This is a genomic window from Idiomarina loihiensis L2TR, from assembly GCF_000008465.1.
In the GTDB taxonomy this organism is placed as follows: Bacteria; Pseudomonadota; Gammaproteobacteria; order Enterobacterales; family Alteromonadaceae; genus Idiomarina; species Idiomarina loihiensis.
The window spans coordinates 169,031-186,229 of record NC_006512.1 but is presented as its reverse complement, the minus strand read 5'-3'; the positions used below and the strand labels follow the sequence as shown (position 1 = coordinate 186,229).

14 protein-coding genes are annotated in these 17,199 nt (G+C 48.0%); 10 read left to right on the top strand and 4 right to left on the bottom strand.

Translation table 11 applies throughout. From position 1 onward, the window contains the following. Positions 1–69 precede the first annotated feature (69 nt). Entirely contained in the window at positions 70–780 is a 711-nt protein-coding gene (deoD, locus tag IL_RS00880) for a purine-nucleoside phosphorylase (RefSeq protein WP_011233437.1), read from the bottom strand. Positions 781–877: 97 nt separating this feature from the next. Here deoD and IL_RS00875 point away from each other — a divergent pair, with 97 nt between their 5' ends. From IL_RS00875 to IL_RS00840, 8 genes are all read left to right on the top strand, one after another. Further along, a complete protein-coding gene (locus IL_RS00875; protein WP_011233436.1) occupies positions 878–3,394 on the top strand; it encodes an efflux RND transporter permease subunit in 2,517 nt (838 codons plus the stop codon). After that, positions 3,391–4,191: an outer membrane lipoprotein-sorting protein gene (locus IL_RS00870; protein ID WP_011233435.1), complete on the top strand. Its 801-nt coding sequence runs from the start codon at positions 3,391–3,393 to the stop codon at positions 4,189–4,191. Before IL_RS00875 ends, IL_RS00870 begins: the two co-directional genes overlap by 4 nt. A 2-nt stretch (positions 4,192–4,193) precedes the next feature. Beyond that, positions 4,194–5,399, top strand: a complete 1,206-nt coding sequence (locus tag IL_RS00865; protein ID WP_011233434.1) for a hypothetical protein — start codon at positions 4,194–4,196, stop codon at positions 5,397–5,399. A gap of 23 nt (positions 5,400–5,422) precedes the next feature. Beyond that, positions 5,423–5,641 carry a YgaP family membrane protein gene (locus IL_RS00860; RefSeq protein ID WP_011233433.1) on the top strand — a complete coding sequence of 73 codons (219 nt, stop codon included), beginning with the start codon at positions 5,423–5,425 and terminating at the stop codon, positions 5,639–5,641. Between the two features lie 7 nt (positions 5,642–5,648). Next, positions 5,649–5,960: an ArsR/SmtB family transcription factor gene (locus IL_RS00855; RefSeq protein ID WP_011233432.1), complete on the top strand. Its 312-nt coding sequence runs from the start codon at positions 5,649–5,651 to the stop codon at positions 5,958–5,960. A 96-nt stretch (positions 5,961–6,056) separates the two neighbouring features. Continuing rightward, positions 6,057–8,075: a TonB-dependent copper receptor gene (locus IL_RS00850; protein ID WP_011233431.1), complete on the top strand. Its 2,019-nt coding sequence runs from the start codon at positions 6,057–6,059 to the stop codon at positions 8,073–8,075. A 5-nt stretch (positions 8,076–8,080) separates the two neighbouring features. Next, entirely contained in the window at positions 8,081–9,178 is a 1,098-nt protein-coding gene (locus tag IL_RS00845) for a sensor histidine kinase (protein WP_237699332.1), read from the top strand. Next, the gene (locus IL_RS00840; RefSeq protein WP_011233429.1) at positions 9,171–9,692 is read left to right on the top strand and encodes a response regulator transcription factor; all 522 of its coding nucleotides are present in this window, start codon (positions 9,171–9,173) and stop codon (positions 9,690–9,692) included. The genes IL_RS00845 and IL_RS00840 overlap by 8 nt, the downstream gene beginning before the upstream one ends. Positions 9,693–9,727: 35 nt before the next feature. Here the strand turns inward: IL_RS00840 and IL_RS00835 are convergent, their stop codons facing one another. Then, entirely contained in the window at positions 9,728–10,426 is a 699-nt protein-coding gene (locus tag IL_RS00835) for an OmpW/AlkL family protein (protein ID WP_011233428.1), read from the bottom strand. Between the two features lie 73 nt (positions 10,427–10,499). Further along, the gene (locus IL_RS00830; RefSeq protein ID WP_011233427.1) at positions 10,500–11,216 is read right to left on the bottom strand and encodes a YebC/PmpR family DNA-binding transcriptional regulator; all 717 of its coding nucleotides are present in this window, start codon (positions 11,214–11,216) and stop codon (positions 10,500–10,502) included. A gap of 202 nt (positions 11,217–11,418) precedes the next feature. Between IL_RS00830 and IL_RS00825 the strand changes: the two genes are divergently transcribed. After that, on the top strand, positions 11,419–12,429 hold the full coding sequence (locus IL_RS00825; protein ID WP_011233426.1) for an isopenicillin N synthase family dioxygenase: 1,011 nt from the start codon (positions 11,419–11,421) through the stop codon (positions 12,427–12,429). 286 nt (positions 12,430–12,715) lie between these two features. Next, entirely contained in the window at positions 12,716–14,566 is a 1,851-nt protein-coding gene (locus IL_RS00820) for a S8 family peptidase (protein ID WP_011233425.1), read from the top strand. Positions 14,567–14,653: 87 nt separating this feature from the next. Here the strand turns inward: IL_RS00820 and IL_RS00815 are convergent, their stop codons facing one another. Then, complete coding sequence (locus IL_RS00815) at positions 14,654–17,188, bottom strand: S8 family serine peptidase (protein ID WP_011233424.1); 2,535 nt, start codon at positions 17,186–17,188, stop codon at positions 14,654–14,656. Positions 17,189–17,199: the final 11 nt, after the last annotated feature.

Genomic DNA, 17,199 nt, shown 5'->3' with positions numbered 1-17,199 from the left:
TCATTCATCGACATTAGTCACACATAATACAGTGTTGTTGGTTGCCAAGTGGCTTTTGCTTGATCGTGATCAATAAACTAGTAAACTTTCTAAAGTCATCTTGGTCATTTCGTTAAAAGCGGTCTGTCTTTCATTAGCCGACAAGCCATTGCCCGTTCTTATTTCATCAGAAACTGTCATAACGGCTAAAGCCTGTTTCTTATGAATCGCGGCTACCGCATAAAGAGCCGCTGCCTCCATATCTAGCGCCAGAACATTCATGGCTTCCAGCCGAGACTCCAGTTTTTTGTCCGGATGGTAGAAACTGTCAGTAGAAAATACATTGCCAACAGCTACACGCTGGTTCTTCTTCTGACAATAACCGACGAACTCACTTAACAATTTGTAATCTGCAATTGCTGCAAAGTCATAACCGCCAAACAGCTTTTGGTTCATTGAAGAGTCAGTACAGGCTCCCTGGGCAACGACCAGATCACGCAAATTAAGGTTTGCTGATACGGCACCGCAAGTGCCTACCCGCACTAAGCGCTCAACACCGAAATGCTGAAACAACTCTTGCGCGTAGAGTGCACAAGACGGCATCCCCATCCCGGATCCCATCACCGACACGGGTGTACCGCGAAATTGCCCGGTAAATGCCAGCATATTTCGGGTATCACTTATGAGTTCTGCACTGTCCAGATGTGTTTCAGCAATATGTCTTGCCCTTAACGGGTCACCAGGAAACAAGCAAAGTTCAGCAAAATCACCGGCTTTTGCCGAAATGTGTGGTGTGGTCATAGAAGTCGCCTTGTTATTTTTTCATCAAGATAGATGACAACTCAGAAATAATCGACTATATTTCGAATTATTCTAAATTAGATTATCAAGAAATAATATGATCGATGTTATTATGAAATTAGCAACAGGCTATCGCAGAAGCGTCGTTTGGACGTTGACGCTGATCACTATTGCTGCCGCTGCGTTCATCCCGTCTATTACCATTGATACCGATCCGGAGAACATGCTGCCGGATGACAACCCGCAGCGAGTTTTCCATAATGAGGTAAAAGAAACCTTCGCTATGCATGACATGATTGTCGTTGGCGTAGTGAATAAGAACACCGTCTACAACCAAAAGACTTTAACCGACCTGCATACCATGTCGAATTACGCGGAGTCACTGGACGGAGTTATCAGTGACGACCTGATGTCACTGGCGAATGTCGATAATATTACTCAGGAAGAGCCCGGCACCATTCGTTTTGAATGGATGATGAAACAACCGCCAGAAAGTAACGCGGAAGCGCAATACATCCAGAAACAAGTAAAAGACCTGCCATTGCTTTATAACACCATTGTGTCCGGCGACGACAAGTCTGCCGCTATTTATGTACCCATTGAGAGCAAAGACCAGAGCTATGCTCTGGCGGAGCAACTGCGTGAAAAAATTGCCACTTTGGAAACCAATGATGACTGGCACATTACCGGTTTACCCGTTGCTGAAGACCAGTTTGGCTATGAAATGTTTGTACAAATGGGCATTTCAGCGCCGCTAGCAGCAGCGGTAATTTTCGCTCTGCTTTGGTTTTTCTTCCGCAATGTGCGTTTCATAAGTGCAGCAATGATAGTCGCCATGTCGACAGTGCTTATTACCATGGGAACACTCATTGCTCTGGGGTTTACCGTACACATTATGTCGTCGATGATCGCTATTTTCCTGATGCCTATTGCGGTAGTCGACTCAGTGCACATTATGTCCGAGTTTTCGGACCGATACCGTGAAAAAGGTAATGCAAAAGACACCATAAAAGACGTGCTGAGGCACCTGTTTACACCCATGCTATTTACCTCAATAACCTCGTCTATTGGCTTTTACTCGCTGATGCTAACGCCAATTCCACCGGTGCAGGTGTTCGGCGCTTTCGTTGGCTCCGGAATTCTTTTGGCCTTCTTAATTACGGTGCTTTTCGTGCCTGCCTATATTTGCGCACTGAAACCATCAACGCTGGAAAGCTTTACTCAAGTGACTCATGACGAGCATAAACAAGGTTGGCTGCAAAAAATGGGGGCTACCGCGGCTAGCCACGCCAAATTGTGGATAGCCTTTTTCCTGGCCGTTCTGGCTTTTGCCTGGTTCGGTATTCAGCAAATAAACATTAACGACAACCCGGTGCGTTGGTTTAAACCTGACCACGAGGTTCGTATTGCTGACGAAGTATTAAACGACCACTTTGCCGGGACGTACAACGCGTATGTAGTATTTGAAAATACCTTAGATACGACCGAAAAGGCTCGCTCAGCGGTTCGTGACGCCCTGAATAACGACGCGCTGTCTGAAGAATCCCGCGATGCTATAAGCGCTCTGCTTGAGCAAGAACAAGTGAACTTTAACCAGTGGATTATCGCTATTGATGATCTGCTCTTCAGCGTTGGTTCCGACCAATTAGAGCCGTTAGAGCGCTTAATGACAGAGCTCGAACAGCTGAATAGCGCCAGCAAAGCATTCCAAAGCCCGGAATTACTAGCTTACATAAGCGAGATGCAAGCGTACTTGCAAACGACAGGCTTGGTGGGCAAATCCAACAGCCTGTCCGACGTGGTCAAGACGGTTAACCGTGAATTACGCTCGGGCGAAGAAAAAGACTACGAATTGCCGGACAATGCCAACGGCGTTGCGCAAACCCTGTTGCAGTATCAGTCATCGCACCGTCCGCAGGACCTCTGGCACTTTGTTACGCCGGACTACAAACGCAGTTTAATGTGGTTGCAGTTAACCAGCGGTGACAACCAACACGTAACCCAGGTCGTCAAAGCTGTTGATAGCTATATTCAGGATAATCCTCTGCCTGCAAACACTGAAATGGACTGGGCCGGCAAAGCTTACCTGAACGTCGTGTGGCAGGAAGCCATGGTCGAAGGCATGCTCGACAGCTTAATCAGTGCTTTTGTGGTGGTGTTTATTATGATGGTGCTGCTGTTCCGCTCAGTGGTCTTCGGTGTACTGGCCATGTTACCGCTGAGTCTGACCATTGCCTTTATTTACGGACTTATCGGCTGGGTCGGTAAAGACTACGACATGCCCATTGCCGTGCTGTCATCGCTGACGCTTGGGCTGTCGGTGGACTTTGCTATTCACTTCATTGAACGCACCCGCGCTACATTCAAGCAAACCGGTAACTGGAAAGACACTCTGGTAGTTATGTTTGATGAGCCCGCGCGGGCCATTTCCCGCAATGCCATTGTCATTGCCATTGGCTTTACGCCACTGCTGTTCGCACCGTTAGTGCCCTACATTACCGTAGGCGTATTCTTAGCCAGCATTATGGCCATATCCGCCATAGTGACACTTATTATGCTCCCGGCGGTAATGACCGTATTTAGCCGCCTTATATTCCGTGGAGACCAATCATGAAACACCTATTTTTAACCGCTTTATCCGCCGCCGTTTTATTCGTTAGCGGCCAGGCTATTAGTGCCGAAAAAAGCGCGCGTGAAATTGTCGAGCAAGCCGAGTTAAACGCCTATTACTCTGGTGATGACGGCCGCAGCGCAGCGCGAATGATCATCACTGATAATCAGGGCCGCGAACAAATGCGTCAATTCACCATTTTGCGCAAAGACCAGGAAGACGGTGGAGTTCAGGACATGATGATATTCTTCTCACGCCCTGCCGATGTGCGTGACACTGTGTTTCGCGTGGTAAAACGAGTCAACGACGACGATGACCGCTGGCTTTATTTACCCGATCTGGATTTGGTTAAACGCATATCAGCAGGCGACAAGCGTACGTCTTTTGTCGGTTCACACTTTTTCTATGAAGACGTTTCCGGTCGCGATACCGCTTTAGACAGCTATGAAGTTCTGTCGGAGGACGATGCAAAGTACGTGCTAAAAGGCACACCTAAAGACTCTGACAAGGTTGAGTTTAGCTACTACGAAGTGGTCATTGATAAAGAGCACATGCTGCCAGTAGAAAGCACCTTCTATAACGACAGCGGCGAAGCTTATCGCAAAATGGAAGTACTAGAAATTGAAACGGTTCAAGGCTACCCAACTGTGACTCATTCACGAATATCGGATCTTGAAAATGGCGGTAAAACCGACATGCAATTCCGCTTTATGCAATACGACATTGGCTTACCGGACAGTATTTTCAGTGAGCGCAGCTTACGTAACCCTCCGGCAGAATGGTTACAACTGAGAGACTAATTATGCCATACCGGAAAATTTTAGCGTTTACTGTTCTTTTCACTTTGGCTCAGGCCGCATCGGCACAGGACTCCTGGGGGGATGACGAATGGGAAAGTGACTGGGGAACGGAACAAGACCAGGGTATTGATGTCTATGGTTATGTTGAGGCGGCAATAGGCGGACGATTTGAATCCTCCCCCTATCACAAGCGTCTGTCTATTGCTGAGCCTCGACTACAGTTGGGTTTTGACGAACGCTGGCAAGATATTGCCTGGACAGCAAAAGCCGACGGCTGGTACGACGGCTTTGATGAAACCTGGCACGGTCAAATTCGCGAACTTAATGCTCAGTTTACGGTTTTCGATAACACCGATATAAAAATTGGCCGTCAGGTACTCACCTGGGGCACTGGCGACTACTTATTCCTTAACGATCTGTTCCCTAAAGACTGGCAGTCCTTCTTTGTCGGACGTGACCAGGAATACTTGAAGGCGCCATCTGACGCACTGCGTATCACCAGCTACTTCGACTGGTTCAATCTCGACTTTGTCTGGTCTCCTGAGTTTGACCCCGACAATTACATTCGCGGTGAACGCATTTCTTATTTTAATCCGCTAACCCAGCAGCTGACAGGCGACGATCCGTCCATTCAGTTTGTTGAGCCCACGCGCGATGAGTACGCTTTGCGCTTGTTCCGTAATCACGAAGGTGTGGAATACGCCGTCTATGGTTACGACGGCTTTACCAAAAGCCCGGAGGCAGTGACTGACAACTTCCAACCCACCTTCGGCCGCTTAACCGTGGTTGGCGCCTCCGTTAGGATGCCTCTGGGACCAGGACTGGTGAATACTGAAGTCGCCAATTACAACCGTCATGATGCAGAAGATCATTGGCGCGCACTGGTTGGCTACGAGCAAGAATTATGGACGCGCTTTACCGGCGGCTTTCAGGCTTACGTAGAGAAAGGCGACAACCAAACACGCACCGTATTCACCACCCGTCTAACCTGGCGCGACGAGCGTGATGATCTGAATCTGTCGTTGTTTGCTTTTGTATCACCGAATCAAAGCGACGGCTATTTACGGCCGACTTTTGACTACCGCATTGACGATAACTGGTCATTAAGCGGCGGCTTCAACCTATTTTTCCGCGAACGTCCAGAGACCTTTTTTGGCCAGTTCACCGAAAACAACAACGCGTATCTGCGTATGCGGTATGCGTTTTAATAGAAAAACTAAGGAGTTCGATAATGAGTGTAGAAAGAGCTATAACCGCATTTGCAGGCTTTATGGTATTGTTATCGGTAGCTTTGACTTATTGGGTTCACCCCAACTGGGTATGGCTGACCGTATTTATTGGCGCCAATCTATTTCAACAATCTTTCACGGGTTTTTGTCCTGCAGGCATTTTTATGAGAAAAGTCTTAGGATTAAAAACAGAGCGTGAGTTAGAAAAATCAGGAAAATAACGACACCATGAGTGCAACTGAATCACAAGAGATGCATCAGGAAGAGGCGCAGAATGCAGCAAGCTTTCTGCGCTCTTTAGGTAACCCCCACCGTTTACAAATTTTATGCCGACTGGCTTTAGGTGAACAAAGTGTGGGTCAGCTTCATCAGTTTTTTGACTTAAGCCCGTCAGCTTTTTCACAACATCTTGCGGTATTGCGTCAGCAGCAATTGGTCAGCATTCGTAAAGAGTCGCAAACCGTGTACTACTCCATAAAAGACCCGGATACCGAAGCTTTTATGACGTTATTGAAAGATAAATTCTGCCCTTCGCTTTAAGTGGTACTACTAAAGGGATGCTACCTTTTGTCGCATCCTAACCACCTAAAAAATAGAGAATAATAGCGACATTACCTTATTAAAGGACAATGTCGTATGAAAGCTATTTATCCTCTGGCAACTTGCTTACTCTTGCCAATTGTCAGTTACGCTAACGAAACCACCGATATTCAGGAAAGAATTGTCATTATTGGCGAATCGATGCAGTCGCCCAGTGAATGGGTGGTCGATTCGAAACAACCCAGACAACCGCTGCCTGCTCACGATGCTGGTGATTTTTTAAAAAGCCTTGCTGGATTTAGTGCAACCCGCAAAGGTGGAGCCTCTGCTGACCCTTTATTCCGCGGCATGGGAGCAGGCAGACTGACCATAGTTAATGACGGGCAAATGCTGCAGGGTGGGTGTAGCAGCCGCATGGATCCGCCAACGGCGTACATAACCCCACAAAGTTATGACAGCGTGACGATTGTTAAGGGCCCACAAACCGTATTGTTCGCCGGTTCAGCGGCATCTATTCATTTTGAGCGCGAAGCAACATTCTTTGAAGTACCCGAGTTTACCGGTTACTTAAATGCCACCACAGCGCAGTACGGCCGCCTGAATACCACCGCTGATTTAACCTGGGGAGCGCAACCAGGCTATGTACGCGTGAACGCATCTGCCGCAACCGCCGATGACTACGAAGATGGCTCGGGTAATAGCATTAACAGCCAGTATGAACGCTGGAGTGGCGATATTGACCTTGCCTGGACACCCTCACGGCAGCATCGTCTGATGCTCAAGCTTGGCGTCAGCGATGGCGAGGCAGCCTACGCCGATCGCAGTATGGATGGGGTGCTCTTTGACCGTGAAAGCGTCGCACTGAATTACCAATGGCAACCTGACAACCGTTCGCTCGAAGAACTTTCTGTTAATACCTATTTCAATACCATTGACCACGTTATGGACAACTATTCTTTGCGCGAGTTTACCCCGTCGATGATGATGCCCAGCCCAACCGCCAGTAACCCGGATAGATATTCCCGTGGTTTTAAAATTGCCTCCGAATGGCAGTTACCCCCTTCCGGGCAACTCAAAACTGGGCTTGAACATAATGAGTCGGCTCACCGTAACCGTTCCAGCAAAGATCAGTTTAACCAACCATTTGAAAGCCTTAACCGAGTTGATGACGCTTTTATTGAGCAAGATGGCATTTATGCAGAATACCGCCACTCTATAGATCAAGAATGGCAGTTAGTCAGCGGTTATCGGCTTGATCACTGGAAAATGACAGACAAGCGCACCGACATTCAACCTATGTCAGCTCCGGCTCAATCCAACCCCACGGCGAATGAAACACGCAGTGAGAACCTTCATAGCGGGTTTCTTCGTATAGAAAAACAGCTTAAAAATGGTTATTGGTATGCGGGTTGGGGTCAGGCGGAGCGGTTCCCGGACTACTGGGAGGCCATTGGTAACAGCCGCCAGTCACCAACGTCAGAATCGGCTTTTTACACCGACGCAGAGACCAACCAACAATGGGATATTGGTCTCGATATAAACACCGATAAATGGCGACTGGACGCGTCCATTTTCTACAGTCGGGTCGATGACTTTATTCTTTTGCAAAAAGGCATGATGATGCAGCCGGATACCGTCCGTAATATTAATGCCCGAACCTGGGGCGGGGAAACAACCTTAAGTTACCAACTGACCCAAGCCTGGTCGGTGTCATCAGCACTGGCCATAACCCGCGGAAGTAATAAAACCGATGATAACTATCTGCCGCAGCAACCTGCTGATGAACTGCGTATTGGCACTGATTACCGCCACAACGCACTGACTTACTCTTTGCTCTGGCGCCTGGTGGATAAACAAGAGCGCACAGCAGTGAATCAGGGCAATGTCATTGGCTATGATATCGGTAATAGCCCGGGTTATGGTGTTTTATCGGCAAATATCGACTGGAAAATTGATCCAAAGTGGCAGCTAAGTTTAGGAGTCGATAATATACTGGATAAAACCTATGCAGAGCACTTGAGTCGCTCCGCCGCCAGCATTTCCGGATACCAGCAAATTGACAAAGTTAATGAGCCGGGTCGTACTGTCTGGCTGCAGACCAACTACCACTTTTAAGCCCGATGCTGACATTACTGACCTATAAATTTATTACTCATAGAGCCTGGCCATTGTGCTTAGCCTTATGTCTGGACATAGTACTGGGCAACCTCTTGGTTGCCTTTAATGGTGGTATCAGTAATCCGTTCACTTCGTTATTACTGATATTTATCGTCATCGCGTTTTTATTGTTACCACCAACTTTTGCTTTGATTGTTGTGTTGATAAGCATTCTGGGGCAAGTTGCCCAAATAGGATTGCCTTCACTTTTGCCCGGGCAGCAAAGTCACACCGCCCATGCCTTAAGCGACGAGATGCTGAAACACGCCATGGGTATGGTCAGCGGCTTTGTGATTGCAGCGGCTATTATTGCTTTATCAATGTACTACCTAAAGCGGCAATGGTTTCAGTCAGAAAAAGCATTACAGAATGCACGTGAGCGCCAGCTGCGCGACGAACAGCTTTTGACCATAGGTGCAGCCGCAGCTCAGTTAACTCATGACGTTGCTACTCCTGTGCAGTCGTTACGGTTACTCAACGAAGAACTTCAGGAATGCGATATTGAGCTGTCACTAAAACAAGAGTTTAGTGAGCACCTGGGCAAAGTTGAAGCAAGCCTTGAACAATGGCGGGACGCTGCTGAAGACGTGCGCACCAGGCGCCAGCACAATTACACTGTCGGGGAAATTATTACTCAGTTACGTCAGCTTCTGCGAATTGCCCGACCCGATGCTCAGGTCAACTGGCAATGCCCCGAACGCTTTAAAACCACCATTATTAGCGCCGACCGCACCCTGTTCCCGGCTATCGCTAACCTGGTCATTAATGCTATTAGCGCTGGCGAGCGCAGTCATCAGTTGGTCGTATCCGTGCAACTCAACCTGACGTTAGTTGATGCGAATCCTCAGCTCACCATCCACATTCTCGATAATGGTGATGGGTTAAGCCAGGCGCAACAACGAAAAATAGGCAAATCAATGGCCTTAAGTGAAAATGGTATGGGTATTGGCGCGGTTATCAGCCATGCCACACTTGAACGGCTTGGTGGTCAGGTCAGCTGGCAATCCACTTCCGAGGGCACGCTCACGTTGGTTCTTTTACCGGTAACAGCCTATGAATAAATTCCGGCTGCTTATTATTGATGACGATGAGGGTTTCTGCGGCATTTTGCAACGGCGTCTGGGGCATCATGGTGTTTTGGTGCAAATGGCACACTCGGGTCATCAGGCACTAGCGCTAGAAGGTCATTTTGACGGTATTCTGCTGGATATGATGCTGGGCGACGACAATGGACTGGCACTTATTCAACCACTCAAAGAACGCTACTCCCCCTGTCACTTAGTGGTACTAACCGGCTACGCCAGTATTGCAACAACCGTAGAGGCGATGAAGCGCGGCGCAACGGACTACCTAACGAAACCCGTGGGTACCAATGAATTACTACGTCGCTTTACTAATGAGAAACTGGAGTTAGAAGACGCTTCGGTAAACCGTTTAACGCCAACTCAAATTGAGTGGGAGCATATTCAAAGAGTGCTCACGGATAATCAGGGAAATGTTTCTAAGACAGCACGAGAACTGGGAATGCATCGGCGTACGTTACAGCGCAAATTGTCGAAACGCTCACCACATTAAAAATGCGCCGCCCGGGGGCGAGCGGCGCAAAGGCTTTAGAAGTTATAGCGAACACCGGCCATAGCAACGTAAGGGTCGATATCAACATCAACACTTTCAATGGTATTACCGTTCACACGAACATCACCCGTGGTATCGATATCCATGCGGCTGACCATGAAGTGAAGACCCCAGTTTTCACTCAAATCGACATTTACACCAGCTTGCAGAGCATAGCCCCAGCTGTTTTTCAGCGCTAAAGAGACATCGTCATTGTCGGTAACAACACCCAGGTCGCCTAACGTTGAGCGCAACTGCGGGTCGACTTGCTCATCAAAGAAAGCTGTGTAGTTAACACCAATACCGACGAAAGGTTTAAACATTTCACTGTCGATATCAAAATGATATTGCGCCAGCAAGGTTGGTGGCAAATGCTTGGTTTTACCTATTTTCAGCCCAGCCAACGAACCTGTTGCCGTAATATCATGGCTGAACGGTGTTGCTGCAACCAGTTCAAGCGTCCAGTTTTCAGTTAACTTATAATCAAAAGTTAAACCTAACTGAGTATTCGTGTTTACACCAACGCCAGTACTGTTCTCTGGTAAACCAGCTACTGACTCAACAACGTTCAAGTGACTACTGCTGTCATCAGGCATGACAGAGATGGCACCAACGTTGATAGAAAAATCATTTGCTAATGCAGAAGTGCTTAGCAAGCCTAACAATACACCGCACGATAATGCTTTAAGCTTCATGGGGAACTCCTTGTTAATGAAGACCCCTGAAGTTTATAAGGTTTACTGAATAACCGAGTTGATCTGCATCAACCTAGTGTTCGGCATTATGGTAAATGTTTTGAACGTCATCCAAATCGTTCAGCATATCCATCAAACGTTCAAACATTGGTAAATCATCTTCAGCTATACTGGTCGTTACCTGAGGTAAAAACTGAATTTCGTCGGCTTCAAAATCAATATCAGGAAACGCATGAGTTAAGGCCTGACGGGCTGCCGCGTACTCGGTATTTGGCGCAAATACGGTAACCAGACCATCTTCGAATTCGACGTCGGTAACATCAACATCAGCTTCCATCATGGCTTCCAGCACTTCGTCTTCATTGTCATGCCGGAAGGCAAAAATCGCACAGTGATCAAACGAATGCGCAACACTGCCCTGAGCGCCAATTTTTGATTTACTTTTGGTAAAGCAGTTCCGGACATCGCCAAAGGTACGGTTCGGGTTATCGGTTAAACACTCGACGATAACCATACAGTTGCTGGGTCCGTAACCTTCGTAACGCGCCGGAGAAAAGTCCTCTCCTGCTCCGCCCTGCGCCTTGTCTATTGCTTTTTCAATAACGTGAGCAGGAACCTGATCTTTTTTCGCCCGATCTATTAAGCCTCGAAGCGCGAGGTTGCCATCAGGATCTCCACCACCTTGCTTGGCGCAAACGTAAATTTCACGGCCATAACGGCTATAGACTTTGCTCTTTGCATTCGCCGTTTTAGCAATTGAATCTTTTCGGTTTTGATAGGCGCGACCCATTCTGAATTTCTCACTGGTTAATTAAAGACCCAAAGATTTTACACAGGCAGCTGTTACGGGTCGAGTACTAGCAGAAATAAGTACCGGCTTAATTGCAGATTATTGATATAGCCAAGCTGTCTACCATAGAAGATTTTGATTCTTCAGTTAACGCTGCATAGCAACGTAAACTCAGCCCCAGAAACAACCTGTTGAGTAAATTATGCAAAGCCCGATACCTGTATTATCCATGCGAAAACTTTATCTCGGAGCCTCTGACCGCCAGCAATTCATTGCTGACCTTGGTAGAGCGGCGCGTGATGTTGGCTTCTTCTACCTGGAAGACCACGGTATTTCACTGGCAGAACAAGTTAAGGTGCTGGACACCGCTAAAAGCTTTTTTGCACTCAGTGATGCAGAAAAGAAACAGGTCCAGATGATTCATTCACCGCACTTTCGTGGCTATTCAGCAAACTACTCGGAGTTAACGGCAGGCCGGCCGGATCGTCGTGAACAATTTGATATAATGGACGAATTGCCTGCTCTGTCTGCATCCGCTATACACCATGAGTGGCAAAAACTCATAGGCCCTAACCAGTGGCCTCGGCAATTGCCTGCCATAAAAAGCCAGTTGTTGTCCTGGCAGGACAAGCTAACCGAAGTGTCTCTGCAGCTTTTGGCGGCGTTATGCGAAAGCCTGGAGCAACCGGCTGACGCATTGGCTGAAACCATCAGCAACGGTCCTTACCGTCATACTAAGCTTATTAAATACCCCGGCAGCCCAGAAGCCTCTGGTCAGGGTGTTGGTGCGCATAAGGATCCGGGCTACCTCACCTTAGTTCTGCAAGACGAAAACAGCGGACTGGAAGTGGAGTACGAGCAACAATGGTACAAGGTGGCTCCGCGCCCCGGCGCTTTTGTGGTAAATATCGGCGAATTACTGGAGCTGGCGTCTAATGGCTATTTAAAAGCGACTAACCATCGTGTTAGCAGCCCTAAAACTGGGGTTACTCGTTATTCGTCGGCATTCTTCATGGCCGCTCAGCTGAATGCTTCGGTACCGGTGTTAAAACTCCCTTCCCATTTAGCAAAACACGCGAAGGGGCCAACCAGTGATCCGGGCAACCCCTTGCTGCATAACGTTGGCGAAAACGTGATGAAAGGCAGAAAGCGCTCCCACCCGGACGTATCAGCGCGTTTTTACGCGTCAGAAGAAAAATGCAGCTCCTGTTAATCAAGTCTTGCTATAAAAATATAACAAAACGATATAAGTAAAGTTGTGTAAATCATTCGTCATTTTTAAAAATGACGTCAACTTACGTGAACGTTGACTTTCAAGACGTTAACATGGGGTAACAAAAACCCATAAAACATAATATTAGTTATATTTCCATACTGTTAGCAAGGTTTACTTTTTAAGCATTCTCTACAGAATCTACTTATGTAACATAACGTTACGTATCTAGTGATGCTGTTTATCACTAAATTTAAATTCACAGAAAAACAACAAAGAGAATCTTATGATGACAAAAAATAAACAGCATAAGACGTTAATTGCTATCGCACTGTCAGGCTTATTAGCTGGCACCAGCGTAGCAGCTGAAACCTTATCGCAGAACGGATCTGATAACGGCAATAATGGCGCAAAGCCATCACTGAAAGAGCGGTCAAACGGACCTGCAACCAGCTTTATTGTTAAGCTTAAAGATGGCTCTCAAGTTGTGCAGCAAATGCAACAACAATCGGCAGAACACCCTTCATCAAATGCGGCGGCTGTCGCCCAACAAATGCGTGGCTTTACCTCAGTGCTTTCTAAACGCACCGGCAAAAGTGTCGCCTTTGAGCGTTCCATGGCTTTACAACAACACTTCGTCGTAAAAGCACAAGGCCGCTTAAGCCCGGAAGAAACAAAAGAATACCTTCAGTCACTTAAAGCAGACAGCGACGTTGAATTCGTAGAGGAAAATAAAATTCTCCGTCACTTTGCCACACCAAACGACCCTAACTATGACGACCAGTGGCATTATTATGAGAGCGTTGGTGGACTGAATGCCCCAACTGCCTGGGATTCAGTAGACGGCAGCGGCGTTGTTGTAGCCGTACTCGATACCGGTTATCGCCCACACTCTGATTTGGCCGGTAATATTTTACCCGGCTACGACATGATTTCAGACAGCTTTATCGCTAATGACGGCGACGGTCGCGACAGCGACGCACAAGATCCGGGCGACTGGGTCAGTGCCGGAGCCTGTGGTAATGGTTACCCGGCTCAGGATCAAGACTCTAGCTGGCATGGTACTCACGTTGCAGGAACCATTGCCGCTGAAACAAATAACTCCACCGGTGTCGCCGGCGTTGCCTATGGCGCTAAAATTGTACCCGTACGTGTTCTTGGTCGCTGTGGCGGAACCACAGCCGATATTGCCGACGGTATTGTCTGGGCCTCAGGCGGTTCGGTTCCGGGAACAAGCCCTAATGCTAACCCGGCCGATGTCTTAAACATGAGTCTGGGCGGCAGCGGTACCTGCTCCACCACAACCCAGAATGCAATCAACACCGCTCGTAATAACGGCGCTACAGTAGTCGTGGCTTCTGGTAACAGCAACGACAACTCAACCAACTACAATCCGGGTAACTGTAACGGTGTTGTTAACGTAGCCTCTACTGACCGCAATGGCGATCGCGCTTACTATTCAAATTATGGTTCGAATGTTGACGTTGCAGCACCTGGCGGTGCAATGCAAAGCGCTAACGACCCTAACGGTGTGCTGTCCACTTACAACACAGGTACTTCAACACCAGGCTCTGATAGCTACGGCTACAGCCAGGGCACGTCAATGGCAGCACCTCACGTAGCAGGCGCGGCCGCTTTAATTAAAGCCGCTGATCCTGCAGCGACACCAGATGATATCGAGCAGATTCTGCGTAACTCAGCCCGCTCTTTCCCGGGTAGTTGCAACGGTTGCGGTACTGGTATCGTTGATGCCGCTGCGGCAGTAGCACTGGCTTCCGGCGGCGGAAACGGCGGTGATAATGGAGGCGATGATGGTGGCGATGACGGCTCATCTGGCGGTGGTGGCACTGTCGATGACTTATCAGCGTCCACTAATGAGTGGAACCGCTTCTATCTGGACGTTCCGGCTGGCATGTCTACATTGACAGTAACCATCACTGGTGGCAGCGGCGATGCGGATCTATACCTGCGTCAGGGCAGCCAGCCGACTCAGTCAAACTGGGACTGCCGTCCTTATAATGCAGGAAACGAAGAAGTCTGCACTATCGACAACCCTCAGGAAGGTCGCTGGCACATTGGTGTCTTTGCCTACAGCGCATACTCAGGCGTCGATCTTGAAGCGCGCTATGAACCTTAATTAACCGCCAGGTATAATTGAGCATAGAAAAGGGCACCGACTGGTGCCCTTTATACGTTACAACTGTTGGCCTAACTCAACTCAGCATTAGAAGCTGGCTGTAGCTGACTGACAAGCTTCTGTTCCGGTTTCACACAGTTCATAAACTACGTCACTACCATCTGACTTAAAGCGATCGCGGTATCGACCTGAATTATCCAGGGTTTCGATAAACTCACCGTCACGGTAAAGATCAACATCTCCGGCAGCACCGCTCCAGCGTAAATCAACTAAGGTTGTATCGTTACGCAAATGAGTTGCACGATAAACACTCAGTTCAATGTCCGTTATGCTGACATTAACCGACTGCGTTACGCTATCAGACAGCTCAGTTGCATCTGTAACCGTTAATGTTACATCGTAAATTCCGGCTTCAGAGTAAGCGTAAACCGGGTTAGCTTCAGTCGATGTGCTACCGTCACCAAACTCCCAGAAATAGCTGGCAATATCGCCGTCACTGTCTGACGAAGTATTGCTAAAGGTTACGGTTAAATCATCAACACTGGCTTCGAAGCTGGCAACCGGCGCATCCGGCAAACCATCATCTTCTTCCACCGCCGTTAACGTTAATGACCAATGATTTAATGTGCCTGTATCAGCGCCGGCATTATCTGAAACGGTCAGTGTCCAGTCACCCGTCATATCTTCACCATTAAAGGTATCAACAGACCAGCTGCGCACTAAATCTTCAGTACTACCACCAGCACGGTCGTGCAATACATGCTCAGTACCTTCAGGCGAGGTTAAGCTGACAATCAGGTCGCCCTGCCAGGTATGAGTAATATCAACACTCACATCCGCACCAAAAACAACACCCGTTTCAGGCACATTAATGACTCGCGAAATACCCTCATTGTCATCATCCGGAATATCCGTATTTGCTGCGTCTTCATAATAGAAGTCTGACAAACCTTGCGGCAGAACATACACAGCCGAGCTCACTTCACGGGTAATTTCGCCCGTTTCAACATCTGAGCCACTGACAGTGATGCTGTACTCACCCCATTGTGTCTCATCGGTTGTATTCACCTGTACATCGACACTGTCTCCTTCGTCAGCCTGACTTGAGGACAGCGAAACATCCAGTTCAGGCTCAGCCGCAACACTTAAATCAACGGTACCCGACCAATCTGCAATACTGCCAACATCCAGAGTAAAGGTTGTGCTGTCACCAGCGACAATTTCCTGTCTGCCCGGAGACAAAGTTAACCGGTAAGCAGGATCAGGGTCGGCAGCCTCTAAAGCACTTAATGCATTCAGGCGCTTTCCGGAGACCGTTTTACCCGATAACGCAGGAATACTCTCACCGGAATCCATAAGAATTTGCTTCACTTCGGCAATTGTCAGGCTTGGGTCAATTGACCAGACTAATGCAGCAACACCTGCAACATGTGGACTGGCCATTGATGTTCCGCTCGCCGTTGCATAGCCATCATTTAAGTAAGTGGAAAGAATTTCAGTACCCGGAGCACCTAAATCAACAGACTCCAGACCATAGGTTGACGTTCCGGACATACTGTCGGTACGCGTTGTATTAGCAACATTCACAATACCGTCAAGATCGTACCCACCAGGGTAACTTGCCGTAACGTCTGCATCGATACCATCGTTCCCTGCCGCTGAAACAAACATAATACCCTGATCAATACTGTCGCTGATGGCTGTTTTTAACGACTCTGAATAAGCACCGCCACCCCAGGAGTTATTAGTCGCAACCAAATTTACCCCATGGTTAACCTTTAAATTGGCCATATAATCAATACACTCGATAGCGCCAGCTGTACTACCATAACCATCGGCATCGAGGAACTGACAACCTATAATTTGCACATCCCAGTTAACCCCGGTAACGCCCACGCCATTGTTTGATGTTGCACCAATGGTTCCGGCAACGTGCGTGCCATGGCCGTTTTCATCCATTGGATCACCGCTGGATGTTATAGCCGAGTAACCATAGCAATCATCGACAACACCGTTGCCATCGTCATCTTCGCCGTTGTCGCAGATTTCACCCGGGTTAACCCACATATTTCCGGCTAAATCAGGGTGGGTGTAATCAACACCACTATCGATTACGCCAATAACAATATTACTGTCGCCGGTCGTAATATCCCAGGCTGGCCGGGCATCAATGTCCGCGCCCGGCGTACCTCCGCTCTGCCCCGTATTTTCCAGTGCCCACATATCACCGAAGCCAGGATCATCCGGGGTAGCAAGAATATTGAACTTGGGATCTTTTGAATCGTTAATACTAATAACGTAATTAGGCTCAGCAACCTCAACCAGCGGATGCTGAGACAGACGCTTGATTAACGCATCACGCTGTTTTGCATTGCGTACGTTAACTTTAGCAATTCGGCCATCAGCAATATGACGCATTGCTATATCACGACCACTGTCATCGAGTGCGCGTAAACTGCCGCCCGCATTTTTGATTAAGTCTTGACGTTGTTCTTTCGTCACTGACTGCTTAAACATCACCAGCAATGAATCATCATCAGCTTTCTTATCGGTTGCCGCTACAGCTGAACCTGCGGCCAACGCTATAGAAATACCAACGACTAACTTTTTAATATTAGCCATTTTGCTTCCTC

What these genes read in the sequence shown, in the direction of transcription:
- deoD (WP_011233437.1), bottom strand. Translation starts at nt 780, where the DNA reads ATGACCACACCACACATTTCGGCAAAAGCCGGTGATTTTGCTGAACTT.
- IL_RS00875 (WP_011233436.1), top strand. Translation starts at nt 878, where the DNA reads ATGATCGATGTTATTATGAAATTAGCAACAGGCTATCGCAGAAGCGTC.
- IL_RS00870 (WP_011233435.1), top strand. Translation starts at nt 3,391, where the DNA reads ATGAAACACCTATTTTTAACCGCTTTATCCGCCGCCGTTTTATTCGTT.
- IL_RS00865 (WP_011233434.1), top strand. Translation starts at nt 4,194, where the DNA reads ATGCCATACCGGAAAATTTTAGCGTTTACTGTTCTTTTCACTTTGGCT.
- IL_RS00860 (WP_011233433.1), top strand. Translation starts at nt 5,423, where the DNA reads ATGAGTGTAGAAAGAGCTATAACCGCATTTGCAGGCTTTATGGTATTG.
- IL_RS00855 (WP_011233432.1), top strand. Translation starts at nt 5,649, where the DNA reads ATGAGTGCAACTGAATCACAAGAGATGCATCAGGAAGAGGCGCAGAAT.
- IL_RS00850 (WP_011233431.1), top strand. Translation starts at nt 6,057, where the DNA reads ATGAAAGCTATTTATCCTCTGGCAACTTGCTTACTCTTGCCAATTGTC.
- IL_RS00845 (WP_237699332.1), top strand. Translation starts at nt 8,081, where the DNA reads ATGCTGACATTACTGACCTATAAATTTATTACTCATAGAGCCTGGCCA.
- IL_RS00840 (WP_011233429.1), top strand. Translation starts at nt 9,171, where the DNA reads ATGAATAAATTCCGGCTGCTTATTATTGATGACGATGAGGGTTTCTGC.
- IL_RS00835 (WP_011233428.1), bottom strand. Translation starts at nt 10,426, where the DNA reads ATGAAGCTTAAAGCATTATCGTGCGGTGTATTGTTAGGCTTGCTAAGC.
- IL_RS00830 (WP_011233427.1), bottom strand. Translation starts at nt 11,216, where the DNA reads ATGGGTCGCGCCTATCAAAACCGAAAAGATTCAATTGCTAAAACGGCG.
- IL_RS00825 (WP_011233426.1), top strand. Translation starts at nt 11,419, where the DNA reads ATGCAAAGCCCGATACCTGTATTATCCATGCGAAAACTTTATCTCGGA.
- IL_RS00820 (WP_011233425.1), top strand. Translation starts at nt 12,716, where the DNA reads ATGATGACAAAAAATAAACAGCATAAGACGTTAATTGCTATCGCACTG.
- IL_RS00815 (WP_011233424.1), bottom strand. Translation starts at nt 17,188, where the DNA reads ATGGCTAATATTAAAAAGTTAGTCGTTGGTATTTCTATAGCGTTGGCC.